Genomic DNA, 18,840 nt, shown 5'->3' with positions numbered 1-18,840 from the left:
CGCCCGCGGGGCGATCGACATCCTCGTCGAGACGGCGCGGATGTGGGCGGACCTCGGCTTCTGGCGGGGGCGCGGCGGTTCGACGGATCCGGAGACGTCGTCGTTCCACATCCACGGCGTCACCGGGCCCGATGAGTACACCACGGTGGTCAACGACAACCTCTTCACGAACGTGATGGCGCGAGCGAACCTGCGTGCGGCCGTGCGCCAGACCCGGGCGATGCAGCGCGACGATCCGTCGGCCTTCGCGGCCATGGTCAACCGGCTCGACCTCGAGCTCGACGAGGTGGAGGAGTGGTCGCAGGCCGCCGAGGCCATGCACATCCTCTTCGACGCCGACCTCGGCATCCACCCGCAGGACGCCCAGTTCCTCGAGAAGGAGCTCTGGGACCTCGACAACACCCCGCCGTCGAAGCGCCCGCTGCTGCTGCACTTCCACCCGCTCGTGATCTACCGCTTCCAGGTGATCAAGCAGGCCGACGTCGTGCTCGCCCTCCTCCTCCAAGGCGACGAGTTCACGACCGCCGAGAAGCGCGCCGACTTCGAGTACTACGACGCACTCACCACGGGCGACTCGACCCTCTCGGCGTCGACCCAGGCCATCATCGCGGCGGAGGTCGGCTACCGCGAGCTCGCGCTCGGCTATTTCCTGGCCGCCCTCTACGTCGACCTCGGCGACCTGCACAACAACACCGCCGACGGCATCCACGTGGCGTCGACCGGTGGTGTCTGGAGTGCGCTCGCGTTCGGCTTCGGCGGCATGCGCGACTACCTCGGGCGCTTCACCTTCGACCCTCGGCTGCCGGAGGAGTGGCCCTCGCTGGTGTTCCACGTGACCATCCGCGGGCGCCTGCTGGAGGTCGACCTGCGGCAGGACCGGATGACGTTCACGGTGCTGTCGACGCCTGGCTCGTCGCTCAGCTCGTCGCCCGCATTGTCGGCCGCCTCGTCGCCCGCGGGCTCGCACTCGGAGCCTGCGCCGTCTTCCGCGGTGGCCTCGGCGGCAGAGCCGCTCGAGCTCTGGGTGCGAGGCGAGCGCATCCTCGTGGGCCCGGATGCGCCGGTGACCGTCGCCCTTGCGGACGACCGTCCCACGATCGAGGGCGCCCCCACCACCTCCGACATCGAGGGCACGGTCCGCGCCGACGGCTCGGTCATCACGGCCTCGATGCCCACCATCGTCTCGGACTACGACGACACGGAGGGCGTCGTCGGCATGGATTGAATCGTGGGACTTGAGTTTTACTCACTGGAGCGTAAGATCCTGGCATGGCTATGTTTGGAATCCTTCGCCGCAGTTTGACACTGGCCGCCTTCATTGCGCTCTTCTCGAGCGCCATGCTCGTAGCACCTGCCGCGTCAGCCATAGGCACCAGCGATCTCGAACTCACGTTGGTAGATTCCGCGACGATCGGCGTGGACGGCAGCCCGAGCGGTATCGAGGTCAACAGTCGAACGCACTTCGGGTATATCGTCGATCGGGCGTCCGCGGCCGTCCTGGTCTTTGATCTCAACGACGGAACCCTGGCCCCGGTCGCATCGATCCCGACGACGATATCGTTGCCCACCGCGATGAGCATCGATGAGGCCGGGACCCGCCTTCTGGTGGCTTCGTTCAATTCGTCGTCCATTGCCGTCATCGATGTCGATGCAGCCTCACCCACGTTCAACACGGTGCTCCGTGTCATCGGCGCGGACGGTGTCTTCGCGACGGCGTTGGTAGTGGACGGCGACTTCGTCTACGTCGGAGATGACATTCGAACGGCCAGAGTGAAGAAGATCGACCTACGCGATGGGACCACGACAACGTTCTCAACCGGGCCGGTTTGGAAGATCTTTGTCGTCGATCCAAGCACTCATATCGCGTACGTGGGTGCGAGAGACGGTAGGGATGTCTGGGAGATCGGAATCGACGGCAGTGTCACCCATCACTCGGTCCCGACCGCCATCACAGCAATGGTCGCCACCGAGTCCGGATTGGTCGTCGCCAGTTCGCAGGGGCTTATCCGGATCGACCCGACATCATGGACTGTGGAGGCAACATCTGCCAGGGTGGACGTTTGGAGCGTCGCAGTCGATGAGAGCAGGGACGTGCTCTACACCTCCGGAGCGTTAAGGATCACGATGCTGGATCCGGTCAGCCTTGATCTTAAGACGAGCTTCCGCACCCTCGTCGCCAACAAGGTTGCTGTCGATCAGTCCGTGGGCACGGTACTGACAAGCGGTGGGAGCTCGGTGGAGATGTACAGCGCGACGCCTACCGTGGCGCGGGTGAGCGGCGGGGATCGGTACGAGGTGTCGGCGGCGGTGTCGAAGAGGCAGTTCGCGCCGATGGTGCCCGTCGTGTACGTGGCCTCCGGCGAGGTGTTCTCCGATGCGCTGAGCGCTTCGGCCGCGGCCGGCGCCCACGGTGGCGCAGTGCTGCTCGTGCGGAAGAATGAGATCCCAGGCGTCGTGGCGGCGGAGCTCACCCGGCTCACGCCCCAACGCATCGTGCTGCTCGGCGGCTCCTCCACGATCTCCGCCACGGTCGAGAACGAGTTGAAGAGCTTCTCGACCGACGTGATCCGGATTGCAGGCGCCGACCGCTACGAGGTCTCCGCCACCGTCTCGAGCAAGGCCTTCGGCACAGCCCGCCCCATCGCCTACGTCGCCGCCGGCACGACCTTCGCCGACGCTCTGTCGGGTTCCGCGGCGGCCGGTCGGCTGGGCGGACCGGTACTGCTCGTCCCGAAAGACTCCGTTCCCATTTCGATCTCGAACGAACTGCGTCGGCTCGCGCCCGCGAAGATCGTCGTGCTCGGCGGCACCGCCTCCGTCAGTCAGGCCGTGGTCGACGCCCTGGCGCTGATCCAGCCCAATACCGTCCGGATCGCGGGAGACGACCGCTTCGCCGTATCCGCCAAGGTCTCGTCCGGGGCCTTCCCGACCCCGACGACGACCGTCTATGTCTCCTCCGGCCTCGTCTATCCCGATGCTCTGTCGGGCTCGGCGGCGGCCATCGCGACCGGGTCTCCCGTGCTCCTGGTGAGATCCGACAGCATTCCGACCGCCATAGCCGCAGAGCTCGATCGTCTCGATCCGCGCCGCATCGTCATCCTCGGCGGGACGAACTCGGTCTCCGCTGCGGTCGAGGCCAAGTTGAGATCGTTCATCACAGTGTGAGCCGGCGAATCACGAGGCATCAGCCGGTGGGGGCCGAAAGGCCCAGGCGAGGGTAGAGGATCTCGAAGCCCTTTTCGAAACCGCCCTGGAGGGCGTCGGCCACGTGGCCGGCGCCCGGGATGACGTAGTAGGTGGTGGCCCAGCCCGCCGCCTGCGCCGCCTGGGAGGCCGCCTCGGCCTCGGGCTCGAAGGTGGGGTCGTTGCCGCCGACCGTGAAAATCGCGGTGGTGTCGGGGTAGGGGTGAGCCTGCGACTCCAGGATGGCGACGGGCTTTTGCGCCTCGAAAGCCGCAGCGTCACCGCCGAAGAGGTTCGCGATGACCTCGTCGGGCTCCTCCGAGCCCGGGTAGAGCTCGCCCGAGATGTCGAGGACGTTGCCGAAGAGCTCCGGGTACTTCGCGCCGTACTTGAACGCGCATCCGCCGCCGTTGGAGTAGCCGGCGATCGTCCAGTGCGCGGGATCCTGCAGGATGCGCAGGTTCGCCCTCGCCCAGGCGACGACATCGTCCGTGATGAAGCTCTCGGCGTTGCCGAGCTTGTCGGTGTCGGCGCAGACCGGATCGATGTCCTCGGCCCCGAGCTGGTCGGCGACGATCACGATCGGGGCGAGGCCGTTGTTCTTCGCGGCGTACTCGTCGAGCACCTGCGCGACGTACTGCGGATCCGGGTTGCCGGGCTGGCCCATCATCAGGATCATGAGCGGCAGGTCGGGCGCGTTCTCCACCTGCGCCGCCGGCGGCAGGTAGATGCCCGCGGGCCGCGAACTGAAGCCCGAGGAGGTGGCCGGAATGACCTGGGTGCCCTGCTTACCGGTCGCGGGCATGTCGGCCGGCGGCTGCCAGGTTTCGTAGAGGGGCTTCGCAGGGCCGGCATCGGGGTCGCCGTCGGGGTCTCCGCTCGGGTCGGGCGTGGGCTTGTTGATGTCGATCGGATGCTCGACGGTGATCCCGAACAGCGATGCGAGCGTGGGATTGAGCCCGAAGTACGCGTTCACCCCGAGCGTGCCGGCGGCGGCGAAGAGCAGGATGCCCACGACGGCGACGACCTTCCGCCACCACCGCGACCGCCACAGGTTGACCACCGCGAGCCCGATCGCCGCGAAGGTCGCGACCACCCAGGCGTCGGTCTGCACCGTGAGCGGCACTCCGAACACGTTCAGCGCCTCGACCGCCCAGATGGTGGCGAACGCCACGAGTGCGCCCGCGAGCAGCCCGATCAGCGCGGTGAGCACCCAGCGGATGCGCGGCGGCCGCGCGAGCAGGTACACGAGGGCGACGGCGGCGAGGACCCACACCGTCCACGGCACGGGCCCGTCGATGATGCGGGTGTCGAGGAGCGCGTCGAACATCAGGCGGGAGCCCCGGGCGTGGTGGGCAAGTCGGGCGCGTCACCGGACGCAGGCGCCACCGCGACGCGCGAGTCGAGCCACGCGACGAGGTCGGCCACCACGTCGAGGCGGTTCGTCTCGTTGAAGATCTCGTGGCGGGCGTCGTCGTAGACGGTGAGGGTGACATCCGTGAGCTTGGAGCGGGTGCGGTAGGCGTCGCGCAGCTTCTCGGCGCTGCGGCGGCCGCCGAGCGTGTCGTCGGAGCCGACGAGGATGAGCAGGGGCACGTCGACGTCGAGGCGCTTCGCCGGCCGGCCGAAGAGTCGCAGCGCATCGAGCAGGCCGAAGAGCTTCAGCACCTCGGCGGGGAACATGAGCTCGTCGCCGGCCGCCCGCTCCTGGGCCGCGACGTCGCGGCTCAGCCACTCGAAACCATTGCCGACCACGGGGCTCTGCCCCGGCACGGCGACGGGCCGGTGCTTGCGGGTGAGGTCGCCGCCGTCCATCGACCCGGGCATGCGATAGGCCGTTCCGCTCAGCACGATGCCCGCGTAGTGCGCGAGCGCCGGCGAGTTCACGAGCTTCTGCACCATGAGCGACCCCCAGCTGTGCCCGAGCAGCACGAGCGGCACCCCCGGGTGCTCGCGCGCGATGCGCACGCCCAGCTGCCGGATGTCGTCGACCGTCGCCCGCAGCCCGCCAGGCCCCAGCCGCCCGAGCTTCGACCGGTCGCCGCCGTGCTGGGCGAGGCCGGTGGCGCCGTGCCCGCGCTGGTCGGCGGCGTAGACGCTGTAACCAGCCGCGTTGAGGTCGGCCGCGAGGCTCGCGTAGCGGGCTCCGTGCTCACCCACGCCGTGGGAGATCTGCACCACGGCCTTCGGCTGCTGCACGGTCCAGCCGTAGTAGGTGATCCTCACACCGACCTCATCCACGAACACCGCCGTGAAGTGCGCCGCCGGATGCCCGCCACCCTCCCCGCCGCTCGTCGCGTGCGCGTCCTGCGGTTCGTGGGGGCGCACCGGTTCGTGCGGGTCCTGCTCAGCCATACGTCATCCTTGCACGCAGGCCGCCGCCGGATCAGGTGCGGAGTACCCCCCTTCCGGGCCGCTGACCGCGCTTCGCGCACCACCCCGCCCATTCCGCCCATTCCGCCGCCGCAACGGAGGAGCATCGCGCGCATTCACGCCAACGGAGGAACGTGAGGCCACCAGCCGCAGAGATTCCTCCGCGAGCGGACGGCAGGGAGGGAGGCGGACGGTGAGGGGAGGTGAATGCGGCAAGAACCCCGTCAGGATTCGCGGGTGATCTCCACGGTCACGAAGAGCTGCGAGCCGAAGGGGCCCGCGTAGACACCGCGCAGGGGTGCGACGTCGTTGTAGTCGCGGCCCCGGCCGACGATGACGTGGCGTTCGCCGATGTCGATGAGGTTGGTGGGGTCGAAACCGCGCCAGTCGCCGCAGAACCACTCCACCCAGGCGTGCGACTCCCCCGCGATCGTCTCGCCGATCGCCGCGTCGGGCTTCGGGTGCAGGTAGCCCGAGACGTAGCGGGCCGGGATGCCCACCGCGCGCAGGGCGCCGAGCGCGATGTGCGTGATGTCCTGGCAGACACCGCGCTTGTCGACCCAGGCATCCCGCGCCTTCGACTGCACGCCGGTGACACCCTGCACGTACTCGACCTGGCGGCCGATCTCGGTGCAGATCTCGAGGGCGGCCTCGCAGGGGCTCACGTGCTTCGACGCGATCGACTCCGCGAGCTCGATGAGGTCGGCGGAGGGCTCGGTGAGCTTCGTCTGCTTCGCCTGCTCCACCGAGGAGGTCGAGGTCGCAGCCGAGTTCGCGAGCAGCTCCCAGTCGACCGGATGCGCCGCGTGCGTGCGGTTCCGCACCTCCACGAGCGAGGTGGCCGTGAGCGAGAGCTCCTTGTGCGGCGTGAGCACCTCGAACGACGACACCCGCGTGCCCCAGTAGTCGACGTAGTTGTGCGACGACGACACCGGCGCGATGTCGAGAGAGGAGTGCAGCACGAACTGCCCCTCGGAGGAGACGGGCAGCATGCGCGCCTCGTTGTAGGAGGCCTGCACCTCGCCCTCGTAGCGGTAGCCGGTGACGTGCCGGATGCGCAACCGGTTCATACGCTCTCTCCGATCCAGCTCGGTGCGGTGTTGGTGGGGAAGTAGCGCTGCCGCACGGCCTCGGAGGCCGCACTCGTCGCATCCTGCACGCTGTCCATGTAGCGGGGCAGCTCCTGCAGGATGTCGGTGATCGGGCGGTACTCCAGCTGCGACCGGATCTGGCCGAGCAGGCGCTGGGAGTTGTCGGAGACGCCGATGCGCTCACTGCGCGGCCCGAGGTCTCGGAGGCACTGCTCGGCCCGCGAGACCGAGTAGAGGATGGAGCGGGGGAAGAGGCGGTCGAGCAGCAGGAACTCCGCCGCGTTCCGCGCCGAGGGCACTCCGCGGTAGGTGCGGAGGTAGGCCTCGTAGGCGCCGCAGGAGCGGAGGATCGTGGTCCACGACGGGCCCGACGCCTCGGTGAGCGACCGCGTGGCCAGCAGCCGCGCGGTCATGTCGGCCCGCTCGATGGAGCGGCCGAGGGTGAAGAAGTGCCAGGCCTCGTCGCGCGACGCCGACGACTCCATGATGCCCACGGCGAGCGCCGACCGGTCGCGCACCCAGCCGAAGAACTCGTGCGTCTTCTCGCCCGCGATCTTGCGCGGCATGCGGGCGCGCGTGGTGTTGAGGCACTCCCAGAGCTCGGTCGAGACGATCTCGCGGGCGCGCCGGGCGTTCTCGCGGGCGGCACCGAGCGAGTAGGCGATCGACGCCGGATGCGTGCGGTCGACCGCGAGCGTGGCGAGCACGTCGGCGCGGGTGAGTGAGCGCTCGTCGTCCGGCACATCGGAGCCCATGACGCTGAGGAGCGACCGGCAGGCGAGGTTCTCCTCGATCCACGGATCTTCGAGCAGCAGCTGCAGGTGCACGTCGAGGATGCGGGCGGTGCCGTCGGCGCGCTCGATGTAGCGGCCGATCCAGAACAGCGACTCCGCGATGCGGGAGAGCATGGCCATCAGAGCACCGGCCCTTCCACAGCGACCGCCGACTGCTGCTGCTGCTGCTGCGCCTGATCCTGATTCCGAGGCCGATCCTCAGGCGAATGATCCGGCTGATGCCCCACGATCGTGATCGCCTGCGTGATGGCCGCCTGCTCGTGCACGAGCCCCTGGATGTTGTGCCCGTCGCTCGAGGAGGAGAGCGGATCGGTGCCCACCACCCAGGTGTCCTTCGATCCGCCGCCCTGCGAGCTGTTCACGACGAGCTGCCCCTCGGGCAGCGCCACCCGGGTGAGCCCGCCGGGCAGCACCCACACGTCGTTGCCGTCGTTGACGGCGAAGGGCCGGAGGTCGGCGTGCCGCGGTCGCATGCCCTCCTCGACGAGGGTCGGGATGGTCGAGAGCTGCACCACGGGCTGCGCTATCCACCCGCGCGGATCGGCGATGAGCCGGCTCCGCAGGGTCTCGAGCTCCTTGGGCGAGGCATCCGGGCCCACCACGAGCCCTTTGCCGCCCGAGCCGTCGACGGGCTTCACCACGAGCTCGTCGAGCCGGTCGAGCACCTCCTCGAGCGCTCCCGGGTCTTCGAGCCGCCAGGTGTCGACGTTCGGGATGACGGGCTTCTCGCCGAGGTAGTACTCGATGAGGTCGGGCATGTAGGTGTAGACGAGCTTGTCGTCGGCCACGCCGTTGCCGACCGCGTTGGCGATGGTGACGTTGCCGAGCCGGGCCGCCATGAGGAGCCCCGGCGAGCCGAGCATCGAGTCGGCGCGGAACTGCAGCGGGTCGATGAACTCGTCGTCGACCCGGCGGTAGATCACGTCGACGCGGGTGGGGCCGGCCGTCGTGCGCATCCACACCCGCCCGCCCGAGCAGAACAGGTCGCGCCCCTCGACGAGTTCGACCCCCATGAGGCGCGCGAGCAGCGTGTGCTCGAAGTAGGCCGAGTTGTAGACGCCGGGGGTGAGCACCACCACGGTCGGGTCGTCGACCCCTGTGGGCGCCGAGGCGCGGAGGGCCTGCAGCAGCTTGTTGGGGTAGTCGCCGACCGGCCGCACCCGCATCGAGACGAAGAGCTCGGGCAGGGTCTGCGCCATGACCCGCCGGTTCGAGATGACGTAGGAGACGCCGGAGGGCACGCGCACGTTGTCCTCCAGCACCCGCCAGGCGCCGTGCTCGTCGCGGATGAGGTCGATGCCCGAGACCTGGATGCGCACGTTGTTGGGCGAGACGATGCCCGCGGCCTCACGGTGGAAGTGGCTCGACGAGCTGATCAGCCCGGCCGGGATGACGCCGTCGCGGACGGCGGCCTGGGAGCCGTAGATGTCGGCGAGGAAGGCCTCGAGCGCACGCACGCGCTGCTTGATGCCGCCCTCCACGTCGACCCACTCGCTCTGCGCGATCACGCGCGGCACGGCGTCGAGCGGGAACGGCCGCTCCTCGCCCGCGAAGTCGAACGTGACGCCCTGCGCGAGGTAGCTCGAGGCGAGCGCGTCGGTGCGACCGCGCAGCTCCTCCTGCGTCATCTTGGCGAGCGCGCGGTAGATGTCTTTGTAGGCCGCACGCGCCTCGACGGGGTCGAGCGACTTGGGCTCGGGGAACATCTCATCCCACGGGGAAGCGCCCCCGCGCCGCGATCTCGGCAGGAGGGTGGCGCCGTAGCCGTCGAACAGGTCAACCATGGTCGCGAGCCTACTGCTCGGGTGTTGCGGGGGTGTTTCCGGCCGAGCGGCTGTGGAGAGCCGGGGGTTATCCCCCGTTCGAAGTGGCCGGGAGGCACCATCGACCCGCCCGAGAGCGCCGCCCTACGGTTGAACCGTGCAACGCAGACTCCTCTTCCTCTGGTCCTCAGCGGCCGACCTCGCGATCGACGGCATCCTCGGTGTCGTCTGGTTCACGGTGCTCGTCTCGCTCCTCCCGACGGGCATCGGGCTCATCCCGGTGTTCGGGGTCGGCATCCTCCTGCTGTGGGTCGTCGTGCGGCTCGCCGAGGGCATCCGCTTCGTCGAGCGGCGCCGGGCCGAAGCGCTGTACGGCGTCGTCATCACCGCCCCCCACGAGGGCCGCCGCAGCGCGAACTCGGGCTTCGCGGGCTGGCTCGGCCAGGTGCTCCTCGACACCTTCTCCCCCACTCTCTGGAAGGGGCTGCTGCACAACCTGCTCAGCCTGGTGCTCGGCACCGTCTTCTGGGTGCTGCTGCAGACCGCCTTCGAACTGCTGGTGGGGGTGCAGCGCGGGGCCGCCGCCCTCATCCCGCCCGGCCTCCTCACCGTGCTGGCCGGCGTGCTCGGCCTGGCCGTGCTCGTCGCCTACACCTACGGCGCGGGCCTGCTCGACCGCGAGCTCAGCCGCATGCTCCTCGGCGCGAGTCGCACGGCGGCCCTCGAGGAGCGCGTCGACGTGCTGCAGGGCGCACGCCAGGGAGCGGTCGACGCCGCCGCCACCGAGCGCCAGCGCATCGAGCGCGACCTGCACGACGGCGTGCAGCCCCGGCTCGTCTCGGTGGCGATGACCCTCGGCATGGCCCGCGCCAAGCTCGACACCGACCCCGAGGGCGCCCGCACCCTGCTCGACGAGGCGCACCGCGAGACCAAGGAGTCGATCACCGACCTCCGGCACCTCGCCCGCGGCATCCACCCCGCCGTGCTCGCCGACCGCGGGCTCGACGCGGCGCTCTCGGCCGTGGCCGAGCACTGCACCGTGCCCACGACCGTGCGGGTCGACCTGCCCACGCGCCCCTCGAAGGAGACGGAGGCCATGCTCTACTTCGCCGTCTCGGAGGCGCTCACCAACGTGAGCAAGCACTCCCGGGCATCCGGATGCTCGGTGAGCGTCACGCAGACCGAGGCGGGTGTCCGCGCGGTCGTCTTCGACAACGGCGTGGGCGGTGCGGCGGCCGGGCACGGCGGAGGCGTGGGCCTCAGCGGCATGGCCGACCGGGTGCGCGCCGCGGGCGGCACCCTCACCGTGGAGAGCCCCACCGGCGGCCCCACCATCCTCACCGTGGAGGCACCGTGCGCATTCTGATCGCGGAGGACTCGGTGCTGCTGCGCGCCGGACTCGAACGACTGCTCGCCGACGCGGGCCACGAGATCGCCGCCTCGGTGGCCTCGGCCGAAGACCTGCTGCGGGCCGTCGACGCCGATCGGCCCGACCTCGCCATCGTCGACGTGCGGATGCCGCCGACCTTCACCGACGAGGGCATCCGCGCGGCCGTGCTGCTGCGCTCGAGCGCCGATCCGCTGCCCGTGCTCGTGCTCTCGCAGTACGTCGAGGAGCGCTACGCCGCCGAGCTCATCGCCGGCGACTCGGCGGGCCTCGGCTATCTGCTGAAGGATCGCGTGGCCGACATCGAGGAGTTCCTCGCGGCGGTCGACACAGTCGGCTCCGGCGGCACGGCGCTCGACCCGGAGGTCGTGGCGCAGATCGTCATCCGCTCCCAGCGCTCACGCGAGCTCGACGCCCTCACCGCCCGCGAACGCGAGGCGCTGCAGCTGATGGCCGAGGGGCGCTCCAACAACGCGATCGCCGCGCGGATGCACGTGACCGAGGGTGCGGTGGAGAAGTTCATCTCCTCGATCTTCGGCAAGCTCGGCCTGCCGTCGGCCGAGAGCGGCAACCGGCGCGTGCTCGCCGTGCTCAAGTACCTCGGCGCACGCGCCTGACCCCCATCCACTCCCCTGATCCACTCCTACGGAAGCGACATCCCATGACCGACAAGACCACCACCTCCCACTCCTCCCCCACTGCCCCGGATGCGCCCGGCGGCAAGGCGCTCCGCAACGGCCTCCTCATCACAGGATCGGCCCTCGTGGCCGGCTTCCTCGTGCTCGGCGGCGTGCAGTTCGCGCAGGCCTCGACGGGGGGCGACGACTCGGGCCGCTACACCGCCGATGGCGACTTCTCGGCCCTCGACATCGACACGAGCGCGGCGAACGTCTCGGTGCGCTACGGCGACGTCGACGAGGTGCAGCTCGACTTCGACTCGGCCGGCGCCCCGCTCCGCTTCGACCAGGAGCAGCGCGGCGACACCCTGCACGTCACGGTGAAGAGCCGCGGCTGGTGGGTCTTCGGGCTGCTCTCGGGCGTCGACTCGGCCTCGCTCGACGTCGTGCTGCCCGAGTCGCTCGAGCCCGTGGCGCTCGACATCGGGTCGTCGGCCGGCGAGGTGCTCGTCGACGGCGACTTCGCCGCGATCACGATCGACAGCTCGGCGGGCAACATCGAGCTCGCGGGCTCGGCGGCCTCGCTGAGGTCGGAGACCTCGGCCGGCAACATCACGGGTCTCGGACTCGACGTCTCGGGCGAGGTGCTCTCGGAGAGCTCGGCCGGCACCGTGCGGCTCGAGTTCGTGACGCTGCCCTCCGCGATCCGCATGGGGAGCTCGGCGGGCGACGTGCGCGTGGCACTGCCGGACGGCGAGTACGAGATCCGCACCGACACCTCCGCCGGCGGCGTCGACCAGGAGCTCGCGAGCACGCCGGGCGCGGACCGCGTCTACTCGTTCGAATCGAGCGCCGGCACCATCACGCTCGAGCGCTCGCCCGGGCGCTGACGGGGAGTTCTCCCCATTGCCGCTCGACCCGGGCCTCGGCACAGTAGCGGCATGGACAGCAACCTGCTCGGACTCATCGTCATCGGCTTCCTCGTCGTCGTGATCGGCCTGGCCTCGTTCCGGGTCTGGGCGAGGCGCAAGCTCCGCTCCACGGCGGCCGAGCGCAAGGTCACCGCGGTGCCCGGGATGCTCGCGGAGTTCAGCCGCTCCGTGGTGCTCGGCACCGACCCGGCCACGGCGCAGAAGCTCATCACGAACCTGCCCAAGCGCCGGGCCAAGGAGCTCCGGCCCGGGGTGTGGGGCCTCAACTACGTCTCGGCCGACGACGTGGTGATCGAGGTGCGGCCGGCGGGCGAGGGTTCCGAGGTGCTCGTGACCTCGGTGCGGGAGCACTTCGGCTTCCCGCAGGGGCTGGAGTACTGGAAGGCCTTCGCCGAGAAGCTCGAGAAGGCCGCCGCGGAGGCATCGATCACCTCGACCCGCGGCCTGCACACCCTGCACGCCGCCCCGGCCAAGCCCGACTCCCTCGACGGAGGTCGCTGGGTCATCGCGGCCTGAGCCGCGAGGCGCAGCCAGGCCGGTGACGCGCGGCAGGTGACGCCACCCAGCCCTGCGACGCGCAACCGGCCGCAACACGGCAGACTCGGGGGGTGACCACCCCAGACGGCCCCGCCCCCTCCACCCGGGGCCGCACGGTCGCCGGATCCGTCACCCAGCTCGGCACGAGCGTGAGCGTGAACCTCGGCTCGGCTCTCGCGGGCCTCGTCATCCCGGTGGTGGGCGCGTTCGTGGTGGTGGCGGCCCGCCAGCTCGTGATGGCCGCCGTGGTGCTCCCCATCTACCGCCCGAAGCGCGCCCACCTCACGCTCCGCCGACTCTGGCCGGCGCTCCTCCTCGGCGTCGCGATGGCGGTCATGAACCTCTCCTTCTACGAAGCCGTGCACCTCCTCGGGCTCGGCATCGCCGCCACGATCGAGTTCCTGGGGCCGCTCGCGGTGGCCCTCGTCGCCTCGCGGCGGGCGCTCGACGTGGTCTGCGCCCTCGTGGCGGCAGCCGGTGTCTTCACGCTCACGGGCTTCGACGGCACCATGAACGTCTGGGGCGTCGTGCTCGCGCTCACCGCGGCGGGCGCCTGGGCGGCCTACATCCTGCTCACCCGCCGGGTCGCGCTGCGGCTGCCGGGGCTGGAGGGGCTCACGGTCGCCACGGTGGTGAGCCTCGCGCTGCTGCTGCCGATCGCGTTCCTCACGCTCGACGTCAGCGCGATCGACTGGCGCGTGCTCGCCATCCTCGTGGGCGTAGGAGTGCTCTCCTCGGCCATCCCCTACAGCCTCGACACCTTCGTGCTCCGCCGCATCACCCCTCGCCTCTACGCCATCATCACCGCCTCGGGACCGGTGGTGGCCGCGATCTTCGGCGTCCTGATCCTCGGCGAGCACCTCACCGTGGTGGAGGTCGTCGCGATCGCCGTGGTCTGCATCGCGGCCGCCACCGCCATCGCCACCCAGCGCGACCGCCCGAGGCCGCCCCTCGAGCAGGTGGCCGAGTCGACCCCCTGACCTCGGGATGGTCTATGTCGATGGTCTGACGCACGCTACAATCGTGAAACATGAGCGATCGAGTCCCGCTGCGGCGATCCGGAACCGTCACCCCGGTGGTGCGCTACGACGACGCGGCAGCCGGCATCCGCTGGCTGAACGAGGTCGCCGGCTTCGAGACCGATCTGCTCGTCGAGCGCGACGGCGCCGTGGAGCACGCCGAGCTCTGGCACGGCGACGGCGTGATCGTCGTCATGTCGCTCGTGGAGTTCCGCCCCGAGAAGCCCGTGCTGCCCTCGGGGCCGGCACACATCGAGATCACCGTGACCGATGTGAGGGCCGCTCTCGAGCGCGCCCTGGCGGCAGGCGGCGAGGTCGCCGTCCCGCTCGTCGACAGCATCGTGGGCCTCGCGTTCACGCTCCGCGACCCCGAGGGCAACCTGTGGACGTTCGGCAGCTATCGCCCCGGCACCTTCGTCGGCTCATGACGTCACGCGACCGTAACAAGGCTTTCACATTTCGCATGCTTGACGGCCGTCACGATTTCATAGACTCTGGATCAACGAAAGGGCGCCATGAGCACCGATGGCAACACGAGGCCGCTCGAGGCCGGGATCGTCACCGACTTCAGCAAGCGGATGTCGTACGGCTCCTACCTCGCGCTCGACGAGCTGCTGGACCTCCAGCGCCCGGTGAGCGTTCCGGAGCATCACGACGAGCTGCTGTTCATCATCCAGCACCAGACGAGCGAGCTCTGGCTGAAGCTCATGCTGCACGAGCTGCGGAGCGCGCAGCTCTGCCTCCGCGACGACGACATCGGCACGGCCCTGAAGCGGATCGCGCGGATCAAGCACATCCAGGAGACCCTCACCCAGCAGTGGTCGGTGCTCGCCACCCTCACGCCGACCGAGTACTCCGAGTTCCGCGGCTTCCTGGCGAACTCCTCCGGCTTCCAGTCGCACCAGTACCGCGCGATCGAGTTCATCCTCGGCAACAAGAACGAGAAGATGCTCTCGGTCTTCGAGGCCGACCCGAGCGCCCAGGCCGAGCTGCGGGAGCTCCTCGAGGCGCCGAGCCTCTACGACGAGTTCCTCCGCTACCTCGCACGCCAGGGCTTCGACGTGCCGGCGAGCCTGCTCGAGCGCGACGTCACGAAGGCGCACGTCTTCACCCCCGAGCTCGTGCCGGTCTTCACGACCATCTACACCTCGGCCACCGACAACTGGCGGGTCTACGAGGCCTGCGAGGAGCTCGTCGACCTCGAGGACAACTTCCAGTTCTGGCGCTTCCGGCACCTCCGCACGGTGCAGCGCACGATCGGTATGAAGACCGGCACGGGCGGATCGAGCGGTGCCGAGTTCCTGCAGCGCGCCCTCAACCTCACCTTCTTCCCCGAGCTGTTCGCCGTGCGCACCGAGATCGGGGCCTGAGCGCGGTGGGAGACGGTTGCTTCGCGGTGGCGGATGCCTGGGCCGACGGCTGGCGCGGGCCCTCGCTCGTGCAGGTCACCGGGGGCGTCGCCTCGATCGTCGAGACGGCACCGCCCAATGGTGTGGACGGGACCCTCGATGGTGCGGTCCTGCCCGGATTCACCGATTCGCATGTGCACCTCGGCCTGATCGACGCGGAGGCGCTCGTTCCGGGTGGGATCGCCCGTGTGCTCGATCTCGGCGGGGATCCGGTGGCACTGTCGGCGCTGTCGGCGCGCGCAGCCCGGTCGATGGGCGAGAACGCGGACGGCGCCGGTGCGCTCGACATCGAGTACGCCGGCGCGTTCCTGACGGCGACGGGCGGCTACCCCGGCACCCGCAGCTGGGCCGACCCGGCGGCCGTGCGCGAGCTGGCCTCGGTCGAGGATGCGATCGCGGCGGTCGCCGAGATGCACGGGTTCGGCGCCCACGTGATCAAGCTCGCCCTGCACGACGACGAGGCCGTGCTCGACGGCGACATCTCCCGCGCGGTCGTCGGCTCCGCGCACGAGCTCGGGCTGCCGGTCGTCGCGCACGTCGAGGGGATCGGCTCGGCCGCCCGCGCCGCCGATGCCGGAGTCGACCTGCTGGCCCACACCCCGTGGAGCGAGCCCCTGCCCGACGCCCTCGTCGCCGGCATGGCGAAGCGGATGCGCTGGGTCTCGACCCTCGACATCCACGGCTGGGGCGAGCGCACCGACGACTTCGAGGTCGCGCGCGACAATCTGGCGAGGTTCCACCGCGCCGGCGGCGAGGTGCTCTACGGCACCGACCTCGGCAACGGGCCCCTCCCCACCGGCATCAACCAGCGCGAGCTCGAGGCCCTCGTCGACGCGGGCCTCGACGCCGGAGCCGTCGTGCGGTCGCTGGCCCGCCCGCGATCCGGCGCCCGCCCCGGCGGCCTGATCTCGATCATCCCGACCCCACGCCCTCGCGAGCTCGGCGGCCTCGCCGCGTGGCTCGCCACCGCTCAGGCCGTTCCGGCCGCGCAGATCCAGGAGATGACCTCATGACGACCGCGACACCCGCCACCGCACCCTCGGAAGCCGGCGCCACCACCACCGCGGCCACTGCGACCACCGCAGCCGCCGCAGCCGCCGCGCCCTCGGCCGAGGAGCTCGACCGCACGGACCCGCTCGCCCGCTTCCGCGACCGCTTCCTCCCGGCCGACGGCGTCGTCGCCTACCTCGACGGCAACTCGCTCGGGCGCCCGCTCCGGCAGACGGCAGCGGACTTCACCGAGGTCGTGGCCGGTGAGTGGGGCACCCGCCTGATCCGCTCATGGGACGAGCGCTGGCTCGACCTCCCGCTCCGCCTCGGCGACCGGATCGCCGCCTCGACCCTCGGTGCGGCGCCCGGCCAGACCGTCGTCGCCGACTCCACCACCGTGCTGCTCTACAAGATGATGCGCGCGGCAGTGACCGCACGGCCGGGTCGCACGCGCATCCTCATGGACGACGACAACTTCCCCACCGACCGGTTCATCGCCGAGGGCATCGCGCGGGAGTGCGGGCTCGAGCTGCAGTGGATCCGCGTGGACAAGGCGGCCGGGATCACGACCGACCTGATCGACGAGGCGCTCACCGCCGCCTCGGGCGAGTCGTTCGGCGACCAGGTCGCGCTCGTCGTGCTCAGCCACGTCTCGTACCGCTCCGGCCACCTGGCCGACGTGGCCGGCATCACGGCGCGCGTGCACGACGCGGGCGCGCTCGTGCTCTGGGACCTCTGCCACTCGGCAGGGTCGGTGCCGACCGAGCTCGATGCCTGGAACGTCGACATCGCCGTGGGCTGCACCTACAAGTACCTCAATGGCGGCCCTGGCTCGCCCGCCTTCGCCTACGTGGCGAGCGCGCTGCAGGACGAGCTCGACCAGCCCATCCAGGGCTGGATGGGGGCGGGCGACATCTTCGCCATGGCCGAGGGCTACGTGCCGGCGAAAGGGATGCGCCGCTTCATCAGCGGCACCCCTCCCATTCTCGGCATGCTCCCGATGCAGGGCATGCTCGAGCTCATCGAGGAGGCGGGGATGCCCGCCATCCGCGAGAAGTCGATCGCGCTCACCGAGTACACGATCCGGATCGTCGACGACCTGCTGACGCCGTTCGGCGTACAGGTCGCGAGCCCGCGCGACAGCGGCGAGCGCGGCAGCCACGTCACCATCCGGCATCCTCGCTTCAAGGCCGTGACCGCCGAGCTGTGGAAGCGCGGGATCATCCCGGACTTCCGCAACCCCGACGGCCTCCGGCTCGGGCTCTCCCCGCTCAGCACCTCCTTCGGCGAGGTGCTCGTGGCGGTCGAGGCGATCCGCGACATCCTCGCCGATGCGGATGCCGATCCGGACTCCGATGCGGATGCGGAATCCGGAGCGGACGCGGACCCCGGGCGGTGAGCCACATCCTGGATGACATGGACTCCCGCCCCGGGAGCACCACGTCACTCATCCGCACCGTGATCGGCCTCTACCTCCGGCGCGCGGGCGGCTGGATCTCGATCGCCGACCTGATCGAGGTGATGGAGCAGCTCGACGTCTCGGCCCCCCTCACCCGCACGGCCGTCGTGCGACTGAAGAAGAAGGGCCTGCTCGTCCCGCACTCCCGCGACAAGGTGAGCGGCTACGCCCTCGCCCCCGAGGCGGCGACGATGCTCGGCAAGGGCGACCGCCGGATCTTCTCGGCCCGGCACATGCAGCCGGACGACCCGTGGTGCGTCATCTCCTTCTCGCTGCCCGAGGAGCTCCGGCACGTGCGGCACCAGCTGAGGCGCCGGCTGTACTGGATCGGCGGCGGGATGATCTCGCCCGCCCTCTGGATCTGCCCCGACTTCCTCGCCGACGAGGTCGAGGACATCCTGAACGACCTCGACATCCGCCGCCACGCGACCCTCCTCCGCACCGAACGGCCCCGGGTCGCCGGTGAGCTGTCGGATGCCATCGCCGAGTGGTGGGACCTCACGGCGCTCGAGACCCTGCACCGCGAGGTCGCGGTCGAGCTGTCGGCACTCCTCGCCGACGGCACCGCCGAGACCGACGCCGTGGCCTTCGCGCGCTACATCCGCGGGGTCGACACCTGGCGGATCATCCCCTACATCGATCCGGGGCTGCCCTCGGACCTCCTGCCGGTCGACTGGCCGGGCGAGGAGACGACGGCCCTGTTCTCCGCCATCTCGACCACCTACGCCGACGCCGGCTGGGACTACGTCCGCGCCGTGCTCGGCGTCGAGGAGGAGACGCCGTGAACCTGCTCACCGATCGTGCCGCCGTCCGCGCCTTCCTCGAGGAGTCCTACCGGCCGGAGAGCCCCCGGATGCAGGTCATGCTCGGCTCGCCGATCCCGGAGGTCGTCGAGGAGGAGGCCGTCAGGATCGTGACGGAGCGAGGGCTCGCTCCGGAGCGCCGACTCAACCGCCTCCAGTCCCGGCCCGGCGAGTCGGCCCTCCGCACCGACGACGTCGTGGACTTCCTCCAGCGCTACGGCCACGAGTACTGCGCGGCGCTCTTCCTCCTCTCCGGCGAGCTCGATCGGAATCGGATCGCGGCGGCGGCGGCCGCCGAGAGCATCGACGTGGGATGGATCGACACCGATCTGACGTAATCCTGACGCAAGTCAGCAAAAAGAAACATGACCGTAATACGAGGAGCGAACCGGCGACATATTCGGGGGCTACAAAGGGATGCGGGGAACGTTCTCCCCGGCACAGTGCACCGTCAGCAATGTCTTCATCCCTCGACTCCAAGGA

The 18,840-nt window shown here is 70.2% G+C and carries 18 protein-coding genes; 13 read left to right on the top strand and 5 right to left on the bottom strand.

Annotated elements, in window-relative coordinates; translation table 11 throughout:
• Positions 1-1,225, top strand: a 1,225-nt coding sequence (locus tag Q0D57_RS05965) for a glycosyl hydrolase family 65 protein (protein WP_291039793.1), incomplete at its 5' end; no start/stop codon positions are given.
• 44 nt (positions 1,226-1,269) lie between these two features.
• Complete coding sequence (locus Q0D57_RS05960; RefSeq protein ID WP_291039791.1) at positions 1,270-3,165, top strand: cell wall-binding repeat-containing protein; 1,896 nt, start codon at positions 1,270-1,272, stop codon at positions 3,163-3,165.
• A gap of 19 nt (positions 3,166-3,184) precedes the next feature.
• On the opposite strand, the gene Q0D57_RS05955 is transcribed toward Q0D57_RS05960, so the two are convergent.
• The 5 genes from Q0D57_RS05955 to Q0D57_RS05935 form a co-directional block, all read right to left on the bottom strand.
• Positions 3,185-4,513, bottom strand: a complete 1,329-nt coding sequence (locus Q0D57_RS05955) for an alpha/beta hydrolase-fold protein (protein ID WP_291039788.1) — start codon at positions 4,511-4,513, stop codon at positions 3,185-3,187.
• Complete coding sequence (locus Q0D57_RS05950; RefSeq protein WP_291039786.1) at positions 4,513-5,538, bottom strand: alpha/beta fold hydrolase; 1,026 nt, start codon at positions 5,536-5,538, stop codon at positions 4,513-4,515. Before Q0D57_RS05950 ends, Q0D57_RS05955 begins: the two co-directional genes overlap by 1 nt.
• A 242-nt stretch (positions 5,539-5,780) precedes the next feature.
• The gene (locus Q0D57_RS05945; protein WP_259525474.1) at positions 5,781-6,626 is read right to left on the bottom strand and encodes a transglutaminase family protein; all 846 of its coding nucleotides are present in this window, start codon (positions 6,624-6,626) and stop codon (positions 5,781-5,783) included.
• The gene (locus tag Q0D57_RS05940) at positions 6,623-7,555 is read right to left on the bottom strand and encodes an alpha-E domain-containing protein (protein ID WP_291039800.1); all 933 of its coding nucleotides are present in this window, start codon (positions 7,553-7,555) and stop codon (positions 6,623-6,625) included. Before Q0D57_RS05940 ends, Q0D57_RS05945 begins: the two co-directional genes overlap by 4 nt.
• Before the next feature lie 5 nt (positions 7,556-7,560).
• On the bottom strand, positions 7,561-9,225 hold the full coding sequence (locus Q0D57_RS05935) for a circularly permuted type 2 ATP-grasp protein (protein ID WP_291039783.1): 1,665 nt from the start codon (positions 9,223-9,225) through the stop codon (positions 7,561-7,563).
• Between the two features lie 136 nt (positions 9,226-9,361).
• Between Q0D57_RS05935 and Q0D57_RS05930 the strand changes: the two genes are divergently transcribed.
• The 11 genes from Q0D57_RS05930 to Q0D57_RS05880 all read left to right on the top strand — a co-directional run bounded on the left by Q0D57_RS05930 (position 9,362) and on the right by Q0D57_RS05880 (position 18,695).
• Complete coding sequence (locus tag Q0D57_RS05930; protein WP_291039781.1) at positions 9,362-10,570, top strand: histidine kinase; 1,209 nt, start codon at positions 9,362-9,364, stop codon at positions 10,568-10,570.
• A complete protein-coding gene (locus Q0D57_RS05925) occupies positions 10,558-11,208 on the top strand; it encodes a response regulator transcription factor (RefSeq protein ID WP_291039778.1) in 651 nt (216 codons plus the stop codon). Before Q0D57_RS05930 ends, Q0D57_RS05925 begins: the two co-directional genes overlap by 13 nt.
• Positions 11,209-11,252: 44 nt before the next feature.
• Positions 11,253-12,098, top strand: coding sequence for a DUF4097 family beta strand repeat-containing protein (locus Q0D57_RS05920; RefSeq protein ID WP_291039775.1), 846 nt, complete (start codon positions 11,253-11,255; stop codon positions 12,096-12,098).
• Between the two features lie 51 nt (positions 12,099-12,149).
• Entirely contained in the window at positions 12,150-12,656 is a 507-nt protein-coding gene (locus Q0D57_RS05915; RefSeq protein WP_291039773.1) for a hypothetical protein, read from the top strand.
• A gap of 92 nt (positions 12,657-12,748) precedes the next feature.
• On the top strand, positions 12,749-13,657 hold the full coding sequence (locus Q0D57_RS05910; protein WP_291039770.1) for an EamA family transporter: 909 nt from the start codon (positions 12,749-12,751) through the stop codon (positions 13,655-13,657).
• Positions 13,658-13,707: 50 nt separating this feature from the next.
• Complete coding sequence (locus Q0D57_RS05905; RefSeq protein WP_291039768.1) at positions 13,708-14,124, top strand: VOC family protein; 417 nt, start codon at positions 13,708-13,710, stop codon at positions 14,122-14,124.
• Between the two features lie 87 nt (positions 14,125-14,211).
• Positions 14,212-15,066: a tryptophan 2,3-dioxygenase gene (kynA, locus tag Q0D57_RS05900; protein WP_291039766.1), complete on the top strand. Its 855-nt coding sequence runs from the start codon at positions 14,212-14,214 to the stop codon at positions 15,064-15,066.
• Between the two features lie 5 nt (positions 15,067-15,071).
• Complete coding sequence (locus tag Q0D57_RS05895) at positions 15,072-16,118, top strand: amidohydrolase (protein WP_291039764.1); 1,047 nt, start codon at positions 15,072-15,074, stop codon at positions 16,116-16,118.
• A complete protein-coding gene (gene kynU / locus Q0D57_RS05890; RefSeq protein ID WP_291039762.1) occupies positions 16,115-17,494 on the top strand; it encodes a kynureninase in 1,380 nt (459 codons plus the stop codon). Before Q0D57_RS05895 ends, kynU begins: the two co-directional genes overlap by 4 nt.
• A gap of 17 nt (positions 17,495-17,511) precedes the next feature.
• Positions 17,512-18,339 carry a PaaX family transcriptional regulator C-terminal domain-containing protein gene (locus Q0D57_RS05885; RefSeq protein WP_291039757.1) on the top strand — a complete coding sequence of 276 codons (828 nt, stop codon included), beginning with the start codon at positions 17,512-17,514 and terminating at the stop codon, positions 18,337-18,339.
• Positions 18,336-18,695, top strand: coding sequence for a hypothetical protein (locus Q0D57_RS05880; protein ID WP_291039755.1), 360 nt, complete (start codon positions 18,336-18,338; stop codon positions 18,693-18,695). Before Q0D57_RS05885 ends, Q0D57_RS05880 begins: the two co-directional genes overlap by 4 nt.
• Positions 18,696-18,840 lie beyond the last annotated feature (145 nt).

Source organism: Herbiconiux sp., from assembly GCF_023264895.1.
Taxonomy (GTDB): domain Bacteria; phylum Actinomycetota; class Actinomycetes; order Actinomycetales; family Microbacteriaceae; genus Herbiconiux.
The sequence above is the reverse complement of the archived record's forward strand: the minus strand, read 5'-3'. Positions and strand labels throughout refer to the sequence as shown.

Coding starts and splice junctions, on each gene's coding strand:
- Q0D57_RS05960 (WP_291039791.1), top strand. CDS start 1,270: ATGGCTATGTTTGGAATCCTTCGCCGCAGTTTGACACTGGCCGCCTTC.
- kynU (WP_291039762.1), top strand. CDS start 16,115: ATGACGACCGCGACACCCGCCACCGCACCCTCGGAAGCCGGCGCCACC.
- Q0D57_RS05945 (WP_259525474.1), bottom strand. CDS start 6,626: ATGAACCGGTTGCGCATCCGGCACGTCACCGGCTACCGCTACGAGGGC.
- Q0D57_RS05905 (WP_291039768.1), top strand. CDS start 13,708: ATGAGCGATCGAGTCCCGCTGCGGCGATCCGGAACCGTCACCCCGGTG.
- Q0D57_RS05885 (WP_291039757.1), top strand. CDS start 17,512: ATGGACTCCCGCCCCGGGAGCACCACGTCACTCATCCGCACCGTGATC.
- Q0D57_RS05950 (WP_291039786.1), bottom strand. CDS start 5,538: ATGGCTGAGCAGGACCCGCACGAACCGGTGCGCCCCCACGAACCGCAG.
- kynA (WP_291039766.1), top strand. CDS start 14,212: ATGAGCACCGATGGCAACACGAGGCCGCTCGAGGCCGGGATCGTCACC.
- Q0D57_RS05915 (WP_291039773.1), top strand. CDS start 12,150: ATGGACAGCAACCTGCTCGGACTCATCGTCATCGGCTTCCTCGTCGTC.
- Q0D57_RS05955 (WP_291039788.1), bottom strand. CDS start 4,513: ATGTTCGACGCGCTCCTCGACACCCGCATCATCGACGGGCCCGTGCCG.
- Q0D57_RS05940 (WP_291039800.1), bottom strand. CDS start 7,555: ATGCTCTCCCGCATCGCGGAGTCGCTGTTCTGGATCGGCCGCTACATC.
- Q0D57_RS05935 (WP_291039783.1), bottom strand. CDS start 9,225: ATGGTTGACCTGTTCGACGGCTACGGCGCCACCCTCCTGCCGAGATCG.
- Q0D57_RS05920 (WP_291039775.1), top strand. CDS start 11,253: ATGACCGACAAGACCACCACCTCCCACTCCTCCCCCACTGCCCCGGAT.